This is a genomic window from Streptomyces violaceus (assembly GCF_036014075.1).
GTDB classification, from domain to species: domain Bacteria; phylum Actinomycetota; class Actinomycetes; order Streptomycetales; family Streptomycetaceae; genus Streptomyces; species Streptomyces violaceus.
The window spans coordinates 2,070,263-2,086,499 of record NZ_CP107911.1 but is presented as its reverse complement, the minus strand read 5'-3'; the positions used below and the strand labels follow the sequence as shown (position 1 = coordinate 2,086,499).

Below are 16,237 nucleotides of genomic sequence, written 5' to 3'. Positions count from 1 at the left end.
GGAGTCGAAACCGGGCCGGGCGACGTCGCCGCGGTGGCGGCCGGAGGCCGGCCCGTGCTGTCCGTGCGCGGTCTCTCCGTGCGGTTCCTCATGCCGCGCGGGCGTCCTGTCGCCGCTGTCACCGATGCCCGGTTCGATGTGGCGGCCGGTGAGTGTCTCGCCCTGATCGGGGAGAGCGGCTGCGGCAAGTCCGTGCTGGCCTCCGCCCTGCTCGGCCTGCTCCCCGGCAACGCGCAGACCGCGGGAGCGGCTCACCTCGGCGACCTGGACCTGCTCGCGGCCGACGAGCGGACCCTCGCCCGTGCCGTACGCGGCCGGCTCATCGGCCTCGTACCGCAGAGCCCGGCCGCCCACCTCACCCCCGTGCGCACCGTCCGCTCCCAACTGGAGGAGACCGCCGCCGCGTTGACCGCGACCCGGGGGCGCTCCGCCCTGCGCGCCGCCGCCGAGGCCGCCGCCGAACGGGCCGCGTTCCCCGCGGACCACCTCGACCGCCACCCTCACCAGCTCTCCGGAGGTCTCGCTCAGCGCGCCGCCACCGCCCTCGCCCTCGTCGGCGATGCGCCTCTGCTCCTCGCCGACGAACCGACCACCGGGCTCGATCGCGACCTGGTGGACCGTACGGTCGACGAACTGCGGCGGCACGTCGACGAGCCGGGGGAGGCCGGCGGCAGCGCACGGGGCCTGCTGATGATCACCCACGACCTGGTCGCAGCCGAGCGCATCGCCGACCGGGTCGCCGTGATGTACGCGGGCCGGATCGTCGAACTGGCCGCCGCCGAGGACTTCTTCGGCTCACCGGGGCCCCGCCACCCCTACAGCCGGGGCCTGCTCCAAGCCCTTCCCGACCGCGCCTTCACGTCCATCCCCGGCATGCCGCCCGAACTCGGCGACCTCCCCGACGGCTGCGCCTTCGCCGCCCGCTGTGACCGGGCCACCGGCACCTGCGCCGCTCCGCCGCCCCCGGGCATGGTCGCCTGCCACCACCCGCACCCGCCGGAGGACGTCCGTGCTTGAACTGCGCTCCATCACCGCCGGATACATCAGGAACGCGCCGGTGGTCCGGGATGTCTCCCTGACCGTGGAACCGGGCGAGTCCGTCGGTCTGCTCGGCCCGAGCGGCTGCGGCAAGTCCACCCTGGCGCGGGTCGCGGCGCTGCTGCACCGGCCCGACTCAGGAACGCTCGTCCTCGACGGCGACCCCGTACGGCACTGGCGCCACCGTGCCCCGCGCGCCCTGCGCACCGCCTTCGGGGTCGTCTTCCAGCAGGCCAGACTCTCCGCCGACCCCCGGCTGCCGCTCACCGACCTGATCGCCGAACCCCTGCGCGCCACCGGCCGGAGCAAGGAAATCCCGGACCGCGTGGCCGAGTTGGCCCCCGTCGTCGGCCTCACCCCGGACCTGTTGACCCGACGGCCGCACGAGGTCAGCGACGGCCAGCTGCAACGCGCCTGCCTCGCCCGCGCCCTCGTGCTGCGCCCGCGCCTGCTGGTGTGCGATGAGATGACCGCCATGCTCGACGCCTCCACCGCCGCCGCCCTGGTCGCGGCCGTCGAGGACTACCGGGCCGCGACCGGCGCCGCCCTGCTGGCCGTCGGCCACGACCGCACGCTGCTCGGGCGCTGGTGCGACCGCACGGTCGACTGGGATGGCTTGTCCTGAGAGGCGCTACTCCTGCGCGTGCCGGATGGCGTCCAGCACGATGTGCGCCACATGGTCGTCGGCGAGGGTGTACCGCGTCTCGCGGGCCTGACGCCGGGCGGTGACGATCCGGGAGGTGCGCAGCACCCTCAAGTGCTGGGAGACCAGCGGCTGACTCACGCCCAGGGCCGTCACGAGTTCATGGACGTACTTCCCGCCACCGGCCAGTTCCCGCACGATGCCCAGCCGTACGGGCGAGGCCAGGGCGCGCAGCAGCTCGCTGGCCGCCTGCAGGGTCTGGTCAGGCTCGTCCGTCGGGGGAGAGGGCGTCGTCATCATATGCATATATTAGCATATGACAACGATTTCCAATTCGATGGAGCGGTTGCCGCGGACGGGTCTCGTCAGTGGTCGTCCCAGTGTCCCTCGTGCGCGGCGTGACGGTGACCGTCGTGCACGTAGTCGGTGTGGTCGTCGTGCCGCACGGCCAGATGGCCGCAGTCGTCGCCGTGCTGGTGGTCGTGGTTCTGGTGCACCGCGTGACCGCTGTTCGCGCACTCGTCGACGTGACCGTCGTGCATCCGGTGGATGTGGCCGTCGTGGGCGTAGTCGGTGTGATCGCCGTGGGTGAAGGCGACGTGCCCGCAGTCGTCGCCGTGGGCGTGCGTGTGGCCTTCGTGGGTGATGTGCTCGGCGGTGGTCATGGGGTGACTCCTTGCGTGTACTCGTGGCCGCCCCTGGCTCTTCGGCCGGGGCGGTATGGCGACATTAACATATAGCGATTCCTGCATGTATTGTCGGAGCGGCCGCAGGTGCCCGCCACCCGGCGGGGTGCGAAGGGGTGATGCCGGGCCTAACGGACCGCGACGACCACGTGGCTGTCGCCGTACTGCCAGACCGGCGCCGCTGTGTCGAATCCCGCCTGCCTCAACAGCTCCAGATGGGCCGAGAGGGGCAGCTCCGTGGGGCGGCCGCCGTCGAGGGCCTCCTCGCGGCGGCGGCGCTCCGCGAGGAGGTCGGCCAGCTCGGGGTCGTCTGCGAGGGCGGCCCACCAGGAGCCCCAGTCCTCGTGGGCGAACGCCCGCTGCCGGTCGGCCCGGCACCGCCCGACATGGGCGGCGATCCCGGCCGGGCCCGCGTCGCCCTGGGGGAGATGGTCGCCGTTGACGAGGACCCCGCCGGGCCGCAGCAGTGTGGCGAGCTGCCGGTAGGTGCGCAGGAGGGTCTCGCGGTCGAGGTAGTGCAGGGCCGTCGTGGAGACGGCCGCGTCGAGGGGCCGGTCCAGGTCCAGGGCCCAGGTCCAGCCGGGTGTGCCGATCTCCGTGTCGACGTAGCGGGCCGCGTCCGGGTGGTGGGTCCGGCCCAGCTCCAGCAGGACGGGGTCCCGGTCCACGGCCACGATCTCCGCGTCCGGCAGTCGCCGGATCAGCCGGGCCGCGAGGGACCCGGGCCCGCAGCCCAGGTCGACGACGAGCGGCCGGGCCGTGCGCCCCACCGTCACGTGCTCGACGACATCGGCGATCACCGTGAAGCGCTCCTCGCGGTCGACGGCGTACCGCTGTTGCTGGAGCTCCCAGCGCTCCACCCATCGCTCCGCCGTCGCCAGACTCAGCCCCACCGGTCGCGCCACCTTGCCGTCTCGCACCTGACTCTGCCGGCCCGAGCCTACAGGTGGAAACGGTTCCCATTACGCATAGTCGGCGGAGTCACTGGAGTGACGCAAGAACGGACAACAGTCGGTCGATCTCCTCAACGGTGTTGTACACATGCAGACTCACCCGCACCGAACCGGTCTTCTCGCCCGCGTCGCCCTGGCAGTGGTGGTCTGAGCGGACCATGAAACCGTGGCTGAACAGGATGAAGCCCAGGTCGCCCGAGTCGATGGCGCGGTGCCGCAGGGTCACGATGCTCTGGCGCCGCTGCACGGTCGAGTCGGCCGCCAGGCTGAGCGGGCAGCCGAGGATGTCGTAGGCGTCCAGACGGCGCAGCCCGTCGGTGAGCCGGGCCGCCAGGGCGACGGTCCACCGCTCGATGCGCTCCACTCCGGCGGCGTCCAGCCAGTCCAGGGCCGCTTCGAGCGAGGCGATGCCCACGGTGTTCGGCGTGCCGCTCCACCCGCCGGGCGTGAACGCCGGGCCGCGCTCCTGCCGGGCCCACACGGCCCCGGAGCCGGGCAGGGCCAGCGCCTTGTGCCCGGAGAAGACCACGAAGTCGACGTCCGACTCGGCCACGGACACCGGCAGATGCCCGACGCTCTGGGCCGCGTCCAGACAGATGACCGCGTCCGGTCCTACCGCCTGGCGGATCCGCTGCACATTCATGTCGCCGCCGTACACGTGGTGCACATGGGTCGTGGCGACGAACCGGGTGCGCGGCCCGGCCCGTTCGGCCAGCGCGGTGTGGTCGTAGTCCCCGGAGCCGCTCTGGTACGGCATCGGCAGCACCCGGACGTGCAGGCCCTCCCGGGCGAGCAGCCGCTGGGCCTCCAGCCAGGGCGTGATGTTGGCCTGGTGGTCGGCGTCGGGTACGACGATCTCGTCGCCGTCGCGCAGGAACCCCGGCAGCCAGTCGCGGGCGATCGTGCGCAGCCCCTCGGTCGTGCCGCTGGTGAAGTGGACGGCGGATCGCTCCGGCCGGCCGTCCCCGAGGAACCGGGCGACACGCTCGCGGGTCCGCTCCACCAGCTCCGTGGTCCGGTTGGCCCAGGTGTAGGTGCCACGCGCCGAGTTGGCGTTGCTGGTGGTGAGGTACGTCTGCACGGCGTCCAGGACGGCCTGCGGCTTCTGGGCCGTGGCCGCGCTGTCCAGGTACGCCAGCTCCGGGTGCCCGGTGACGATGGGGAACTGGGCGCGCAGCGCCCGCTGCCACTGGGGCAGGTCCTCGCGGGTGATCGGTGCGGACATGGGCGTCAGTCCCGCACCAGGGGCGCGCCCGCGTCCCGCCAGGCGATGATGCCGCCGGTCAGGCTGCGCACATCGGCATGCCCCATCCGGGTCAGCAGCGCCGCGTACCGCGCGGACTGCTCGCCCACCGGACATGCCAGCAGCACCGGCCGGCTCCGGCTGAACGGCAGGCCGCCCCGCAGGAGTTCGGCGAACAGCTCGTCGACGATGTTCACCGACCCGTCGATGTGCAGCGCCGCGTACGCGAACGGACTGCGCAGGTCGACCACGAGCGGCCGGTCGCTCTCGATCCACCGCTGGGCTTCGGCCACGGTGACCGACGGCGCCCCGCGCACCTCGGCCTCGGTCAGGTCGGCCGGGGAGTTCTTCCGGGCCGGCCGGCCCAGCAGGTCGGGCCGCCGCTGCCGGACGTAGCTCAGATAGCTCTCGACCCGGTCGCAGACGATGAACACCGCCGTCCGGCGTTCGCTCGACTCCTCGTCGAGGGCGCGCAGATGACGGACCGCGCCGAAGTAGGCCGCCCCTCCGGTGGGGCCGCCCAGGATGCCGCAGCGGCGGTTCAGGGTCAGCATCCCCTCGATGGCCTCGTCGGCGCTCACCGGCTCCATCGTGTCGTACGTCTCCGGGTCGAACAGGCCGACCTCCTGCACCTCGTCGATCGTGCGGATCCCGGGGATGAAGTCGGACTTGGCCGCGACCAGCCCGACCACCCGCACCGAGGGGTCCTCCCCCCGCAGCGCGCGGGCCACGCCCGTGGAGGAACCGGCCGTGCCCACACAGGCCACGAACCAGTCCGGCACCCGGCCGTCCAGGTCCTTGACGATCTCCGGGCCGGTCCCGGTCAGATGGGCCTCGGTGTTGCGCGGGTTGAAGTACTGGTCGGTGTGCAGACAGGCGCTGCCGGAGGCGGACAGCGTCCGGTGGAAGAGGGTCAGCGGATCGTCCGTCGCGGACGGGTCCAGGCACTCGCTCTGCCCCGGCAGCTCCTCGATCTCCGCGCCGAGCAGCAGCAGGAGATCCTTGATCTCCGGCACCCGCATCCGGTTGGTGACGCTCTTGAAGCCCAGCCCGTGCATGCCCGCGACGACCGCCAGCGCTTTCGCCGTGTTCCCGCTGGACAACTCCACGACCTGGCTGTCGTGTTCGACGGCCTCGGAGAGCAGCGGGCGGGCCATGCTCCAGGCCGCCCGGTCCTTGACCGAGCCCCAGGGGTTGAGCATCTCCAGCTTGGCGAACAGGTCGATGTTCCGCAGTCCGTGCACGGCCGGGTCCAGCCGCACCAGCGGAGTGTTGCCTATCGCCTCGGTGATGCTGTCGTACCTCACTGGGCTCCCCCCGAGGGCGTGATCGGCCAGAACTGGTCGTCGAGGCACCAGCGCCACACGTCGCCGTCCTGCCAGGCGGCGACCTTGCGGGCGGCGGGCTGGTGCTGGGCGCGGGTGGCGTGGAAGTCCATGGCGTACCCGGCGGTGTTGGCGAACGCCAGCAGGTCGCCGGGTACCGGACGGCAGGGCAGGAACACCGTGCGCCTCGTGATCAGGTCGGTCTCCAGGCAGAGGCTGCCGAAGAGGTGGACGGCGACGGGCCCCTCGCCCGGCCCGGCCCCGCTTCTGGGGATGACGACCGGGTCCATCAGCACTCCGTGGTCCTCCAGAGCGATGTCGTCCGCCTTCGCGGCCAGCCGTACGAGCAGTTCCCCGCCGGTGTCCTGGTCGCGGACCTCCAGCACCTTCGCCAGCGTCAGCCCGCACTGGTCCAGCACGGCCCGGCCGGGCTCGGTGTGCAGGTCGTACAGGTGCTCCAGCAGCAGTCCGGCCAGTGGACGGCCGCCCAGGGAGGCCGCGGGCTGGGCCAGCAGCTCGTCCAGGTAGGCCGCGCCGGCGACGGACCGGTGCGCGGGGTAGAGGCCGAGCGTGCCGCGCAGGGTGCCGGACTCGTTCCGCAGCCCGTAGCCGTGCCCGCCCCACGTCAGGGGCGGACGGCGGCCCAGGACGGCGGACGTGAGCGCCGTCGTGTACGCCTCCCACTGCTCCCGCTCGGCGAGGTAATTGACGCCGAACCCGCCGCCGATGTCCACGGCCCGGGGCCGCAGCCCCCGGCTCCGGCACGCCTCCAGGGCCGCCAGACACCCTTCGAGCGCGGTCGCCTTCTCCGCGACGCTCGTCGTGTCCAGGTGGAAGGACACCCCGGTGAGGTCCACCGCGTCGCCGTGCCGCTCGACCGCCTTCAGCAGCAGCTCCAACTCCCGTACGGGCGTGCCGAACCGGCTGCGCCGGCTGAGCACTCTCACCCCCGACGTCTCGAACCCCGACAGCCGCAGCAGCACCCGCACCGGGGCGAGCGCGTGCCCCCGCACCAGCGCGCCGAGCTGGTCCAGCTCGGCCACGCCGTCCACGCCGACCGTGACCCCCGCACGGGCCGCGAGCCACAGGAACTCGGGGTTCTTGGGCCCGGTGGCGGTGATCCGGTCGGCGGTGAGACCGGCACCGAGCGCGTGCTGTAACTCGCCCAGCGACGCGACGTCCACGCCCGCGTCCGTGGCCGCGAGGCGGCGCAGCAGCGCGCTGGACCGGTTGGCCTTGTGGGCGTAGAAGACCTGGCCCGACAGATGGTGCGCGCGGTACACGGACCGGAACCGCTCCAGGTTCTCGGCGATCTGGTCCGGCACCACGACGTGCAGCGGTGAACCGAGCGCGTCGGTGAGCGTGTGCAGTGTCCCGGTCGCCGCCACGAGCGACCTCAGCCGTGGCTCCAGCCGCGGTTCGAGATACAAGGGCCGTCCGTCCATGCGCGCTCCCTCCCCTGAAGCCGCTGCGCCCGGCATCCGGGCACGTCGGACACTCCCCGCGTTTCGCCGTATAGCCCCTATCCATTCTTCGGTCGCTTTACGCCCTGAAAGACCTGAAGCCGTCCCTGACATGGTCGAAGACGGGGCGGTGGTTGTCCCACTCCGCCTCGGGCGCCGAGAGGTAGATGTCGTACTCGCGTCCGCCTTCACGGCCGTAGCCGAGGTCGATGGCGCGGAACGGGCGGGCGCGGCCGTGGAAGGTGAACTCCCATATGGCGGCGGGCTGTTCGCGGAAGGTCGTCCGCTGCATGCGCAGCCGGCGGTACGTGGGGTAGTTGAGCTTCGTGTTCGCCTCGATGTCGGCGAAGTGGTCGGCCGGGTTCGGCCCTGCCGGGGTGACCGTGCCGATGGTGATGCCGGCCAGGCCGGTGGGGTCGGCGTAGGTGACCTGTTCCGCGGTGCGGGTGCGGGCTGTCCAGTCGTCCGGGATGGGGAAGGAGATGCCGAGCTCTTTCTCGTGGACGAGGTGGTAGCCCTGGGGGACGGGGCTGGGTGTGGCTGTAGGGTGGCTTGCGGATTTGCGTGGCTTGTCGGATTGGGGTGGGGCTGTTGCGTAGAGGGTGGCGGCCGCGGCGAGGGTGGCGGTGAGCGCGGCGGCGATGGTGGTGATGCGGCGGTGGCGGCGGGTGCGGGTTGTCTGTGGTTGATCGCGCAGTTCCCCGCGCCCCTTCCGGGCGTTCACTGCTGCCCGCAGGGAGTGTTCTGTCTCCTCCGCCGACGGGCGTCCCTCCGGGTCCCTGGCCAGGAGGGACTCTATGAGGGGGGCCAGGGGGCCGGCCTGGGTCGGTGGGGTCGCGGGGTCCGTGGCGATCGCGTACGCCGTCTCCATCGCCGTCGCGCGGCGGAACGGGGGGCGTCCTTCCACCGCCTGGTACAGCGTCGCGCCCAGGGCCCACAGGTCCGAGGCCGGGCCGGGGGTGAGGCCCCTGACCCGTTCCGGGGCCATGTAGTCGATGGATCCGACCATCTCTCCGGTTCTGGTCAGGGTGGACGAGCCGGCCGTGGTGGCGATGCCGAAGTCGGTGAGCACGACCCGGTCGCCCGCGCTCAGCAGCACGTTGCCGGGCTTGACGTCGCGGTGCAGGACTCCGGCCTCGTGCGCGGCGCGCAGGGCGGACACCATGGCCAGGCCGATCCGGGCCGCCTCGTGGGGCGGGAGGGTGCGGCCTTCCTGGAGGAGGTCGGCGAGCGTATGGCCGGGGACGTACTCCATGACGACGCAGGGGCGGCCCTCGTCCTCCACGACGTCGTGGACGACGATCACGTTGGGGTGGACGATGCGCGCGGCGCTGCGCGCCTCACGGCGCATGCGCTCGTCACGCGTGCCGAGCTCGTCGGCCGACAGGTGCGGCCGCTCGTGCAGCCGCTTCAGGGCGACCCGGCGCCCCAGTACCTCGTCGTCGGCGAGCCACACCGTGCCCATGCCGCCCCGGCCGACCCGCTCGGCGAGCCGATAGCGCCCGGCGACGAGTCGCCCCTGGTCCGACACCGTGTGCCCTCCGCCGCATTGTCCGTGTTGGGCACCTTGATGCGCCCTGGTCACCATAACTGCCGACCCTGGGTCGACCTGGGCGGGGAGTGAGGGGGATCACGGCCCTCTCATGATCGGCTTGGTCCCCGCCCCTGACGTCGATCTTCTGTAGCGCGCCGGTGACATTCGGGACGGACCCGTAGCAGGCGGACAGGGCAACGTATATGGGCGGTGGCGGGGCGTAGGGGGTGCAAGGGCTGAAGCCCGCGCATTCGACGAAGAAACCATGGGGGAAACATGGGGGAGATCATGCAGATTCGCGCCCGAGGTATCCGTACCACCGTGGCCGCGCTGGCGGCCGTGGCCGGTGTCGCCGCAGTCGCCGTACCGGCCGCCGCCACCACACCGGCCTCCGCCACACCCCGGTTCCTGGAGCCGGCCGAACTGCCGCCGCACCCGACCTCGCCCTGGTACGCCGGTCCCGTCACGGCCGGTCAGCCGGACCCGCTGCCGGTCTGCGTGGGCGAGGCCCTGCCGTCCATCGCCACCCACCGCTCGTACGGGACCGAGTTCGACACCAACGCCCAGCAGATCACGGTCGTGGAGCGCACGGCGCAGCGAGCCAAGGACTTCGCTGCGCTGCTGCGCAAGGACATCGCCGGCTGCGCGAAGAAGCCGATGGAGCAGGACCCCGACCTGACGGCGACGCAGAAGTCCTACGGCCGGCTGAACGTCGAGGAGGGGGCCCACGTCTACGGCCTCCACACCGCCTCGGCGTGGGGCTCCTCCGACATCGGCCTGTTCTCGGTCGGCCGCGACGGCAGGACCGTGACGGTCGTCCTGTGGGGCCAGATGGGCAACTTCCAGCACGCCCAGGTGGCCGACTTCAAGAAGACCACCGTCACGGCGGTCAACAAGCTGTACTGACCGCGCTCCGGCGGTCTCAGATGTCCCGGAACGTCTCGATCTGCGCCCCGATCGAGTTCAGCCGCTCCGCCAGATCCTCGTAACCCCGGTTGATGACGTACACGTTGCGCAGCACCGACGTGCCCTCGGCCGCCATCATCGCCAGGAGGACGACCACGGCGGGGCGCAGGGCGGGCGGGCACATCATCTCGGCGGCGCGCCAGCGGGTCGGGCCCTCCACCAGGACGCGGTGGGGGTCCAGCAGTTGCAGCCGTCCGCCGAGGCGGTTCAGGTCGGTCAGGTAGATGGCGCGGTTGTCGTAGACCCAGTCGTGGATGAGGGTCTGGCCCTGGGCGACCGCCGCGATGGCCGCGAAGAACGGGACGTTGTCGATGTTCAGGCCGGGGAACGGCATGGGGTGGATCTTGTCGATCGGCGCCTCCAGCTTGGAGGGCCGGACGGTGAGGTCCACCAGCCGGGTGCGGCCGTTGTCGGCGAAGTACTCGGGTGTGCGGTCGTGGTCGAGGCCCATCTCCTCGAGCACGGCCAGCTCGATCTCCAGGAACTCGATCGGCACCCTGCGCACCGTCAGATGCGACTCGGTGACGACGGCCGCGGCGACCAGGCTCATCGCCTCGACCGGGTCCTCGGAGGGGGAGTAGTCCACGTCGACGTCGATGGTGGGCACGCCGTGCACGGTGAGCGTGGTGGTGCCGATGCCGTCGACCTTGACGCCCAGCGCTTCCAGGAAGAAGCACAGGTCCTGGACCATGTAGTTGGACGAGGCGTTGCGGATGACGGTGATGCCGTCGTGCCGGGCGGCGGCGAGCAGCGCGTTCTCGGTGACGGTGTCGCCGCGCTCGGTCAGCACGATCGGCCGGTCGGGGCGGACCGAGCGGTCCACCATGCCGTGGTACTGACCCTCGGTCGCGGCGATGTCGAGCCCGAACCGGCGCAGCGCGATCATGTGCGGCTCGACCGTGCGCGTGCCGAGGTCGCAGCCGCCGGCGTACGGCAGCTTGAAGTGGTCCATGCGATGCAGCAGCGGGCCGAGGAACATGATGATCGAGCGGGTGCGGCGGGCCGCGTCCGCGTCGATCGCCGCCAGGTCCAGCTCTGCCGACGGCACGATCTCCAGGTCGACGCCGTCGTTGATCCACCGGGTGCGGACGCCGATGGAGCCCAGCACCTCCAGGAGGCGGTACACCTCTTCGATGCGTGCGACGCGACGCAGCACTGTGCGCCCCTGGTTGAGCAGTGAGGCGCACAGCAGCGCCACGCACGCGTTCTTGCTCGTCTTCACGTCGATGGCACCGGACAGCCGGCGTCCGCCGACCACCCGCAGATGCATCGGACCGGCGTAGCCGAGCGACACGATCTCGCTGTCGAGGGCCTCCCCGATGCGCGCGATCATCTCAAGGCTGATGTTCTGGTTGCCGCGCTCGATCCGGTTGACGGCGCTCTGGCTGGTTCCGAGCGCCTCGGCCAGTTGCGACTGAGTCCAGCCCCGGTGCTGCCGAGCGTCACGGATGAGCTTGCCGATGCGTACGAGGTAGTCGTCTGCCATGAGGTTGAGGTTATCTCAGATATGAGATGGTGCCCGACCGGGGGGTCCATTCGGGTGACGGGACGTCAATCCCGCCCGGTGGGCTCAGTGTCGCCGCGCCTTCGTGGTGCGCCGCCACCCGAAAGGTCCGGGCAAATCCATCGATGTCGTACGACGTCCCGTGCTGCTGCGGGTGTATCGCGGGCCGTTCTTCCCGCCGCCGGTGGTGATGGACCAGGAGCGCTTGTTGATGTTGAGCCGCACGCCGGGAAGAATCCGGAAACTCTTGCGGAATGTGAGGGGCATTCAGGGTCTCCTTTCGGGGTGCGCCGGGTTCCCCCGACTCCGTTCGGTTACCCCGGCTTCGTCCTCTGATGGCAGGCGGCCGGCGCGTGGCGGGGATCAGTCGTGGAGGCGGTCCATGATCCAGGTGCACAGCTCTTCGGTGATGGCCGTGTGCGCGGTGGTCGTGGACGAACAGCGGAACTCGTCCAGCGCGCTCTCGTCCGGGTTCAGCGCGTTGATGTCCGCGTACAGATCGTCCTGCTTCTCGATGCCGCGGATCGCCACCGCGCTGACCGAGGGGACGAAGCACACGTCCTCGTGGCGCAGGTCCGCCTTGCCCCCGAGCTTCCGCAGCGTCTCGGCGAGGATCTGGTAGGTGTGCAGGGTTCCGCCCGGCGCGCCGTCCAGTTCCGGGAAGCCGTTGGTCGTGATGGTCTTCTCGGCCTTGGGGAGCCTGCGGTTCAGGTAGGCGACGGTGACGTCGTCGCCCTGGGCCTGGGTGTAGAAGGTGGTGCCCGGGTAGATCCGCTCGATCCGCAGCGCGACATCGCCGGGCTTCACCTCCGGCAGGCCGACCCCGTCGGCGCGACCGTTCGCCACGGCGATCTTGATCGGGATCTGCGGCCATCCGCCGACCCGGTCCAGGGCGGCCAGGAACTCCGTGCGTTCCGGGGCGACGCCGATCTTGCCGGTGTCCTTGTCGTAGTGCTGCCACAGCATCTGGCGCGCGGCCGGGCTGTTCATCTGCTTCGCGAAGTCGTTCGGGAACGGGATGAAGTGCGAGAACGCCTGTACGCCGACCGGGATGGAGGCGCCGTGGTGCGGGCTGTCGTACGAGAAGTACAGCCCGGTCCGATGATCGATCCGCCTGCTCTCCAGGTCGGCGAGCGCGTAGCGGGTGACGATGCCCCCCATGCTGAAGCCGCCGACGACCAGACGGGCCTCGCTCCGCTGCTCGGCGATGGCCCGCATGATGGCGGCCTCGGCCGCCTGCGCGTTGTCCAGGATCGAGGCGCTGCGCTCGTCGAAGCCGAGCAGGATCACGTCCCTGCCGCGCCGGCGCAGCTCACTGATGAACGGGTAGCCGCTCTCCAGTCCGTGGTAGAGCCGGTCGAGCTTGCTGCGGCCGAGGCTGAAGCCGTCGGCCATGATCACGGGCCGGACGAGACCTTCGTGGTCGCCCTCGCCGGGAAACACCCAGGCGAAGCCGTTGGGCAGGGGCCATTCGTCGTGCTCCGGTACCTCGATGGGTCCGGCGGGTTCGGCGGTCAGCGGACCGCCGAGGGTGAACGAACCGACGTTGGGCTCGGTCGTCTCGGACATGTGGGGACTCCTTGCGGGAGAGGTGGACGAGACGACGTCATTCTGTGGGCAATCCAGGCATATCGCGCTTCCGAGCTGCGAGGTTCACCCCATTTAATGGAGCGTGCACGGAATTGTTTGGTGAGCCCGGCATGTGCCGTTGGCCTGATCTCATCGCTCGCCTGTGCCACGCCCGGAGCGGCCGCCGACAGGACATCCGGGTCCGGGCATGACCATCCGGCCCTCGTGTACTAGAGTTATCTCGACATCGAGATATCTGCCGAGGTGACACCGCAGCCGCGCGGCACCACCGGTCCGGCGGTAAGGGCTACCTAACTTAGCCTTACCTTAGCGGATCGGCCAAGTAGTCGTGGCGGCAGGATCGTGGTGGTACGCGCACATCAATGAAGGAGACTGTCGTGTCGGCGAACAGCTTCGACGCCCGCAGCACGCTGCAGGTGGGCGACGAGTCGTACGAGATCTTCCGGCTGGACAAGGTCGAGGGCGCCGCGCGCCTCCCTTACAGCCTGAAGGTGCTGCTGGAGAACCTCCTCCGCACCGAGGACGGCGCGAACATCACCGCCGACCACATCCGCGCCCTTGGTGGCTGGGACTCGCAGGCCCAGCCGGCCCAGGAGATCCAGTTCACGCCGGCCCGCGTGATCATGCAGGACTTCACCGGCGTTCCCTGTGTCGTGGACCTCGCGACCATGCGTGAGGCCGTCAAGGAGCTGGGCGGCGACCCGGCGAAGATCAACCCCCTGGCCCCGGCCGAGCTGGTCATCGACCACTCCGTCATCGCCGACAAGTTCGGCACGAACGACGCCTTCAAGCAGAACGTCGAGCTGGAGTACGGCCGCAACAAGGAGCGCTACCAGTTCCTGCGCTGGGGCCAGACCGCGTTCGACGAGTTCAAGGTCGTCCCGCCCGGCACCGGCATCGTCCACCAGGTGAACATCGAGCACCTGGCGCGCACGGTCATGGTCCGCAACGGCCAGGCGTACCCCGACACCCTCGTCGGCACCGACTCGCACACCACCATGGTCAACGGCCTGGGCGTCCTCGGCTGGGGCGTCGGCGGCATCGAGGCCGAGGCCGCCATGCTCGGCCAGCCGGTCTCCATGCTCATCCCGCGCGTCGTCGGCTTCAAGCTGACCGGCGAGCTGAAGCCGGGCACCACCGCCACCGACCTGGTCCTCACGATCACCGAGATGCTGCGCAAGCACGGCGTCGTCGGCAAGTTCGTCGAGTTCTACGGCGAGGGCGTGGCCGCCACGTCGCTCGCCAACCGCGCCACCATCGGCAACATGTCGCCGGAGTTCGGCTCCACCGCGGCGATCTTCCCGATCGACGGCGAGACCCTGAACTACCTCAAGCTCACCGGCCGCTCGGAGCAGCAGGTCGCGCTCGTCGAGGCGTACGCCAAGGAGCAGGGCCTCTGGCTCGACCCGGCCGCCGAGCCCGACTTCTCCGAGAAGCTCGAGCTCGACCTGTCGACGGTCGTCCCCTCCATCGCCGGCCCGAAGCGCCCGCAGGACCGTATCGTCCTCGCGAACGCCGCCGAGCAGTTCAAGCAGGACGTCCTCAACTACGTCGACTCCGTGGACGAGGCGGGCCAGGAGTCCTTCCCGGCCTCCGACTCCCCGGCCGTCGCCCCGAACGGCGCCCCGTCCAACCCGGTCACCGTGACCGCCCCCGACGGCACGTCGTACGAGATCGACCACGGTGCGGTGACGGTCGCGGCCATCACCTCCTGCACCAACACCTCCAACCCGTACGTCATGGTCGCCGCCGCCCTGGTGGCCAAGAAGGCGGTGGAGAAGGGCCTGACCCGCAAGCCGTGGGTCAAGACCACCCTCGCCCCGGGTTCCAAGGTCGTCACCGACTACTTCGAGAAGTCGGGCCTGACCCCGTACCTCGACAAGGTCGGCTTCAACCTCGTCGGCTACGGCTGCACCACCTGCATCGGCAACTCCGGCCCGCTGCCGGACGAGGTCTCCAAGGCCGTCAACGACCACGACCTCGCCGTCACCTCGGTCCTCTCCGGCAACCGGAACTTCGAGGGCCGCATCAACCCCGACGTCAAGATGAACTACCTGGCGTCCCCGCCGCTGGTCGTGGCCTACGCGATCGCCGGCTCCATGAAGGTCGACATCACGCGTGACGCCCTGGGCGTCGACCAGGACGGCAAGCCGGTCTTCCTCGCGGACATCTGGCCCTCCGAGGCCGAGGTGAACGACGTCGTCGCCAACGCCATCGGCGAGGACATGTTCGCCAAGTCCTACTCGGACGTCTTCGCGGGCGACGCCCAGTGGCAGGCGCTGCCGATCCCGACCGGCAACACCTTCGAGTGGGACGCCGAGTCGACCTACGTCCGCAAGCCCCCGTACTTCGAGGGCATGACGATGGAGACCACCCCGGTCTCCGACATCTCCGGCGCCCGCGTGCTCGCCAAGCTCGGCGACTCGGTGACGACGGACCACATCTCGCCCGCCGGCGCCATCAAGGCCGACACCCCGGCCGGCAAGTACCTCACCGAGCACGGCATCGAGCGGCGTGACTTCAACTCCTACGGCTCGCGCCGAGGCAACCACGAGGTCATGATCCGCGGCACCTTCGCCAACATCCGCCTGCGCAACCAGATCGCGCCGGGCACGGAGGGCGGCTACACCCGGGACTTCACGCAGGACGGCGGCCCGGTCGCCTTCATCTACGACGCCTCGCGCAACTACATCGAGCAGGGCACCCCGCTGGTCATCCTGGCCGGCAAGGAGTACGGCTCCGGTTCGTCCCGTGACTGGGCCGCCAAGGGCACCGCACTCCTCGGCGTCAAGGCCGTCGTCGCCGAGTCCTACGAGCGCATCCACCGCTCCAACCTCATCGGCATGGGAGTCATCCCGCTGCAGTACCCGGAGGGCCAGTCCGCCGCGACCCTCGGCCTGACCGGCGAGGAGTCCTTCTCCATCGCCGGCATCACCGAGCTGAACGACGGCACCACCCCCCGTACGGTCAAGGTCACCACCGACACCGGTGTGGAGTTCGACGCGGTCGTCCGCATCGACACCCCCGGTGAGGCGGACTACTACCGCAACGGCGGCATCCTGCAGTACGTGCTGCGCAGCCTGATCCGCAAGTAAGCGGACCAGTAGGGCAGTTCGAGGGCCGCGTTCCCGGGTGACCCGGGGGCGCGGCCTTCGCCGTTCGTGCGGGGACATCGCCGGTGCTCAGCCTGAACACAGGGTTCCCCCAGCGGACCGGGACAGGATCGGAGCTGGAGGGTGAACTGCCCTTGCCTGCCGAGGTGTCGGGGCTCTCCGGGCAGTGCTGACCGACG

At 70.6% G+C, this 16,237-nt stretch carries 14 protein-coding genes; 4 read left to right on the top strand and 10 right to left on the bottom strand.

What is annotated here, in order from left to right:
* The first annotated feature begins 90 nt into the window (after positions 1-90).
* Positions 91-1,017, top strand: coding sequence for an ABC transporter ATP-binding protein (locus OG542_RS09330; RefSeq protein ID WP_328417849.1), 927 nt, complete (start codon positions 91-93; stop codon positions 1,015-1,017).
* Positions 1,010-1,663: an ABC transporter ATP-binding protein gene (locus OG542_RS09325; RefSeq protein WP_328409837.1), complete on the top strand. Its 654-nt coding sequence runs from the start codon at positions 1,010-1,012 to the stop codon at positions 1,661-1,663. Before OG542_RS09330 ends, OG542_RS09325 begins: the two co-directional genes overlap by 8 nt.
* Positions 1,664-1,669: 6 nt before the next feature.
* Here OG542_RS09325 and OG542_RS09320 read toward each other — a convergent pair whose 3' ends face one another.
* The 7 genes from OG542_RS09320 to OG542_RS09290 all read right to left on the bottom strand — a co-directional run bounded on the left by OG542_RS09320 (position 1,670) and on the right by OG542_RS09290 (position 8,882).
* Positions 1,670-1,981, bottom strand: coding sequence for an ArsR/SmtB family transcription factor (locus tag OG542_RS09320; RefSeq protein WP_328409835.1), 312 nt, complete (start codon positions 1,979-1,981; stop codon positions 1,670-1,672).
* Positions 1,982-2,046: 65 nt separating this feature from the next.
* Positions 2,047-2,346, bottom strand: a complete 300-nt coding sequence (locus tag OG542_RS09315) for a hypothetical protein (protein WP_328409833.1) — start codon at positions 2,344-2,346, stop codon at positions 2,047-2,049.
* 149 nt (positions 2,347-2,495) lie between these two features.
* Positions 2,496-3,260 carry a class I SAM-dependent methyltransferase gene (locus OG542_RS09310; protein ID WP_328409832.1) on the bottom strand — a complete coding sequence of 255 codons (765 nt, stop codon included), beginning with the start codon at positions 3,258-3,260 and terminating at the stop codon, positions 2,496-2,498.
* 88 nt (positions 3,261-3,348) lie between these two features.
* On the bottom strand, positions 3,349-4,545 hold the full coding sequence (locus OG542_RS09305; RefSeq protein WP_328409831.1) for an aminotransferase class V-fold PLP-dependent enzyme: 1,197 nt from the start codon (positions 4,543-4,545) through the stop codon (positions 3,349-3,351).
* A gap of 5 nt (positions 4,546-4,550) precedes the next feature.
* The gene (locus OG542_RS09300) at positions 4,551-5,870 is read right to left on the bottom strand and encodes a pyridoxal-phosphate dependent enzyme (protein WP_328409830.1); all 1,320 of its coding nucleotides are present in this window, start codon (positions 5,868-5,870) and stop codon (positions 4,551-4,553) included.
* On the bottom strand, positions 5,867-7,333 hold the full coding sequence (locus tag OG542_RS09295; protein ID WP_328409828.1) for a Y4yA family PLP-dependent enzyme: 1,467 nt from the start codon (positions 7,331-7,333) through the stop codon (positions 5,867-5,869). Before OG542_RS09295 ends, OG542_RS09300 begins: the two co-directional genes overlap by 4 nt.
* A gap of 97 nt (positions 7,334-7,430) precedes the next feature.
* Positions 7,431-8,882: a serine/threonine-protein kinase gene (locus OG542_RS09290; RefSeq protein ID WP_328409826.1), complete on the bottom strand. Its 1,452-nt coding sequence runs from the start codon at positions 8,880-8,882 to the stop codon at positions 7,431-7,433.
* Between the two features lie 279 nt (positions 8,883-9,161).
* Between OG542_RS09290 and OG542_RS09285 the strand changes: the two genes are divergently transcribed.
* The gene (locus OG542_RS09285; RefSeq protein ID WP_328409824.1) at positions 9,162-9,791 is read left to right on the top strand and encodes a hypothetical protein; all 630 of its coding nucleotides are present in this window, start codon (positions 9,162-9,164) and stop codon (positions 9,789-9,791) included.
* A gap of 16 nt (positions 9,792-9,807) precedes the next feature.
* On the opposite strand, the gene OG542_RS09280 is transcribed toward OG542_RS09285, so the two are convergent.
* The 3 genes from OG542_RS09280 to OG542_RS09270 all read right to left on the bottom strand — a co-directional run bounded on the left by OG542_RS09280 (position 9,808) and on the right by OG542_RS09270 (position 12,924).
* Positions 9,808-11,337, bottom strand: coding sequence for a helix-turn-helix domain-containing protein (locus tag OG542_RS09280; protein WP_184589454.1), 1,530 nt, complete (start codon positions 11,335-11,337; stop codon positions 9,808-9,810).
* Positions 11,338-11,421: 84 nt separating this feature from the next.
* Complete coding sequence (locus OG542_RS09275; protein ID WP_033308449.1) at positions 11,422-11,622, bottom strand: DUF4236 domain-containing protein; 201 nt, start codon at positions 11,620-11,622, stop codon at positions 11,422-11,424.
* 96 nt (positions 11,623-11,718) lie between these two features.
* Positions 11,719-12,924 carry an esterase/lipase family protein gene (locus tag OG542_RS09270; protein ID WP_328409822.1) on the bottom strand — a complete coding sequence of 402 codons (1,206 nt, stop codon included), beginning with the start codon at positions 12,922-12,924 and terminating at the stop codon, positions 11,719-11,721.
* A 398-nt stretch (positions 12,925-13,322) separates the two neighbouring features.
* On the opposite strand from OG542_RS09270, the gene acnA reads away from it, so the two are divergent.
* Positions 13,323-16,040 carry an aconitate hydratase AcnA gene (gene acnA / locus OG542_RS09265; protein WP_311128232.1) on the top strand — a complete coding sequence of 906 codons (2,718 nt, stop codon included), beginning with the start codon at positions 13,323-13,325 and terminating at the stop codon, positions 16,038-16,040.
* The last annotated feature ends 197 nt before the right edge of the window (positions 16,041-16,237 follow it).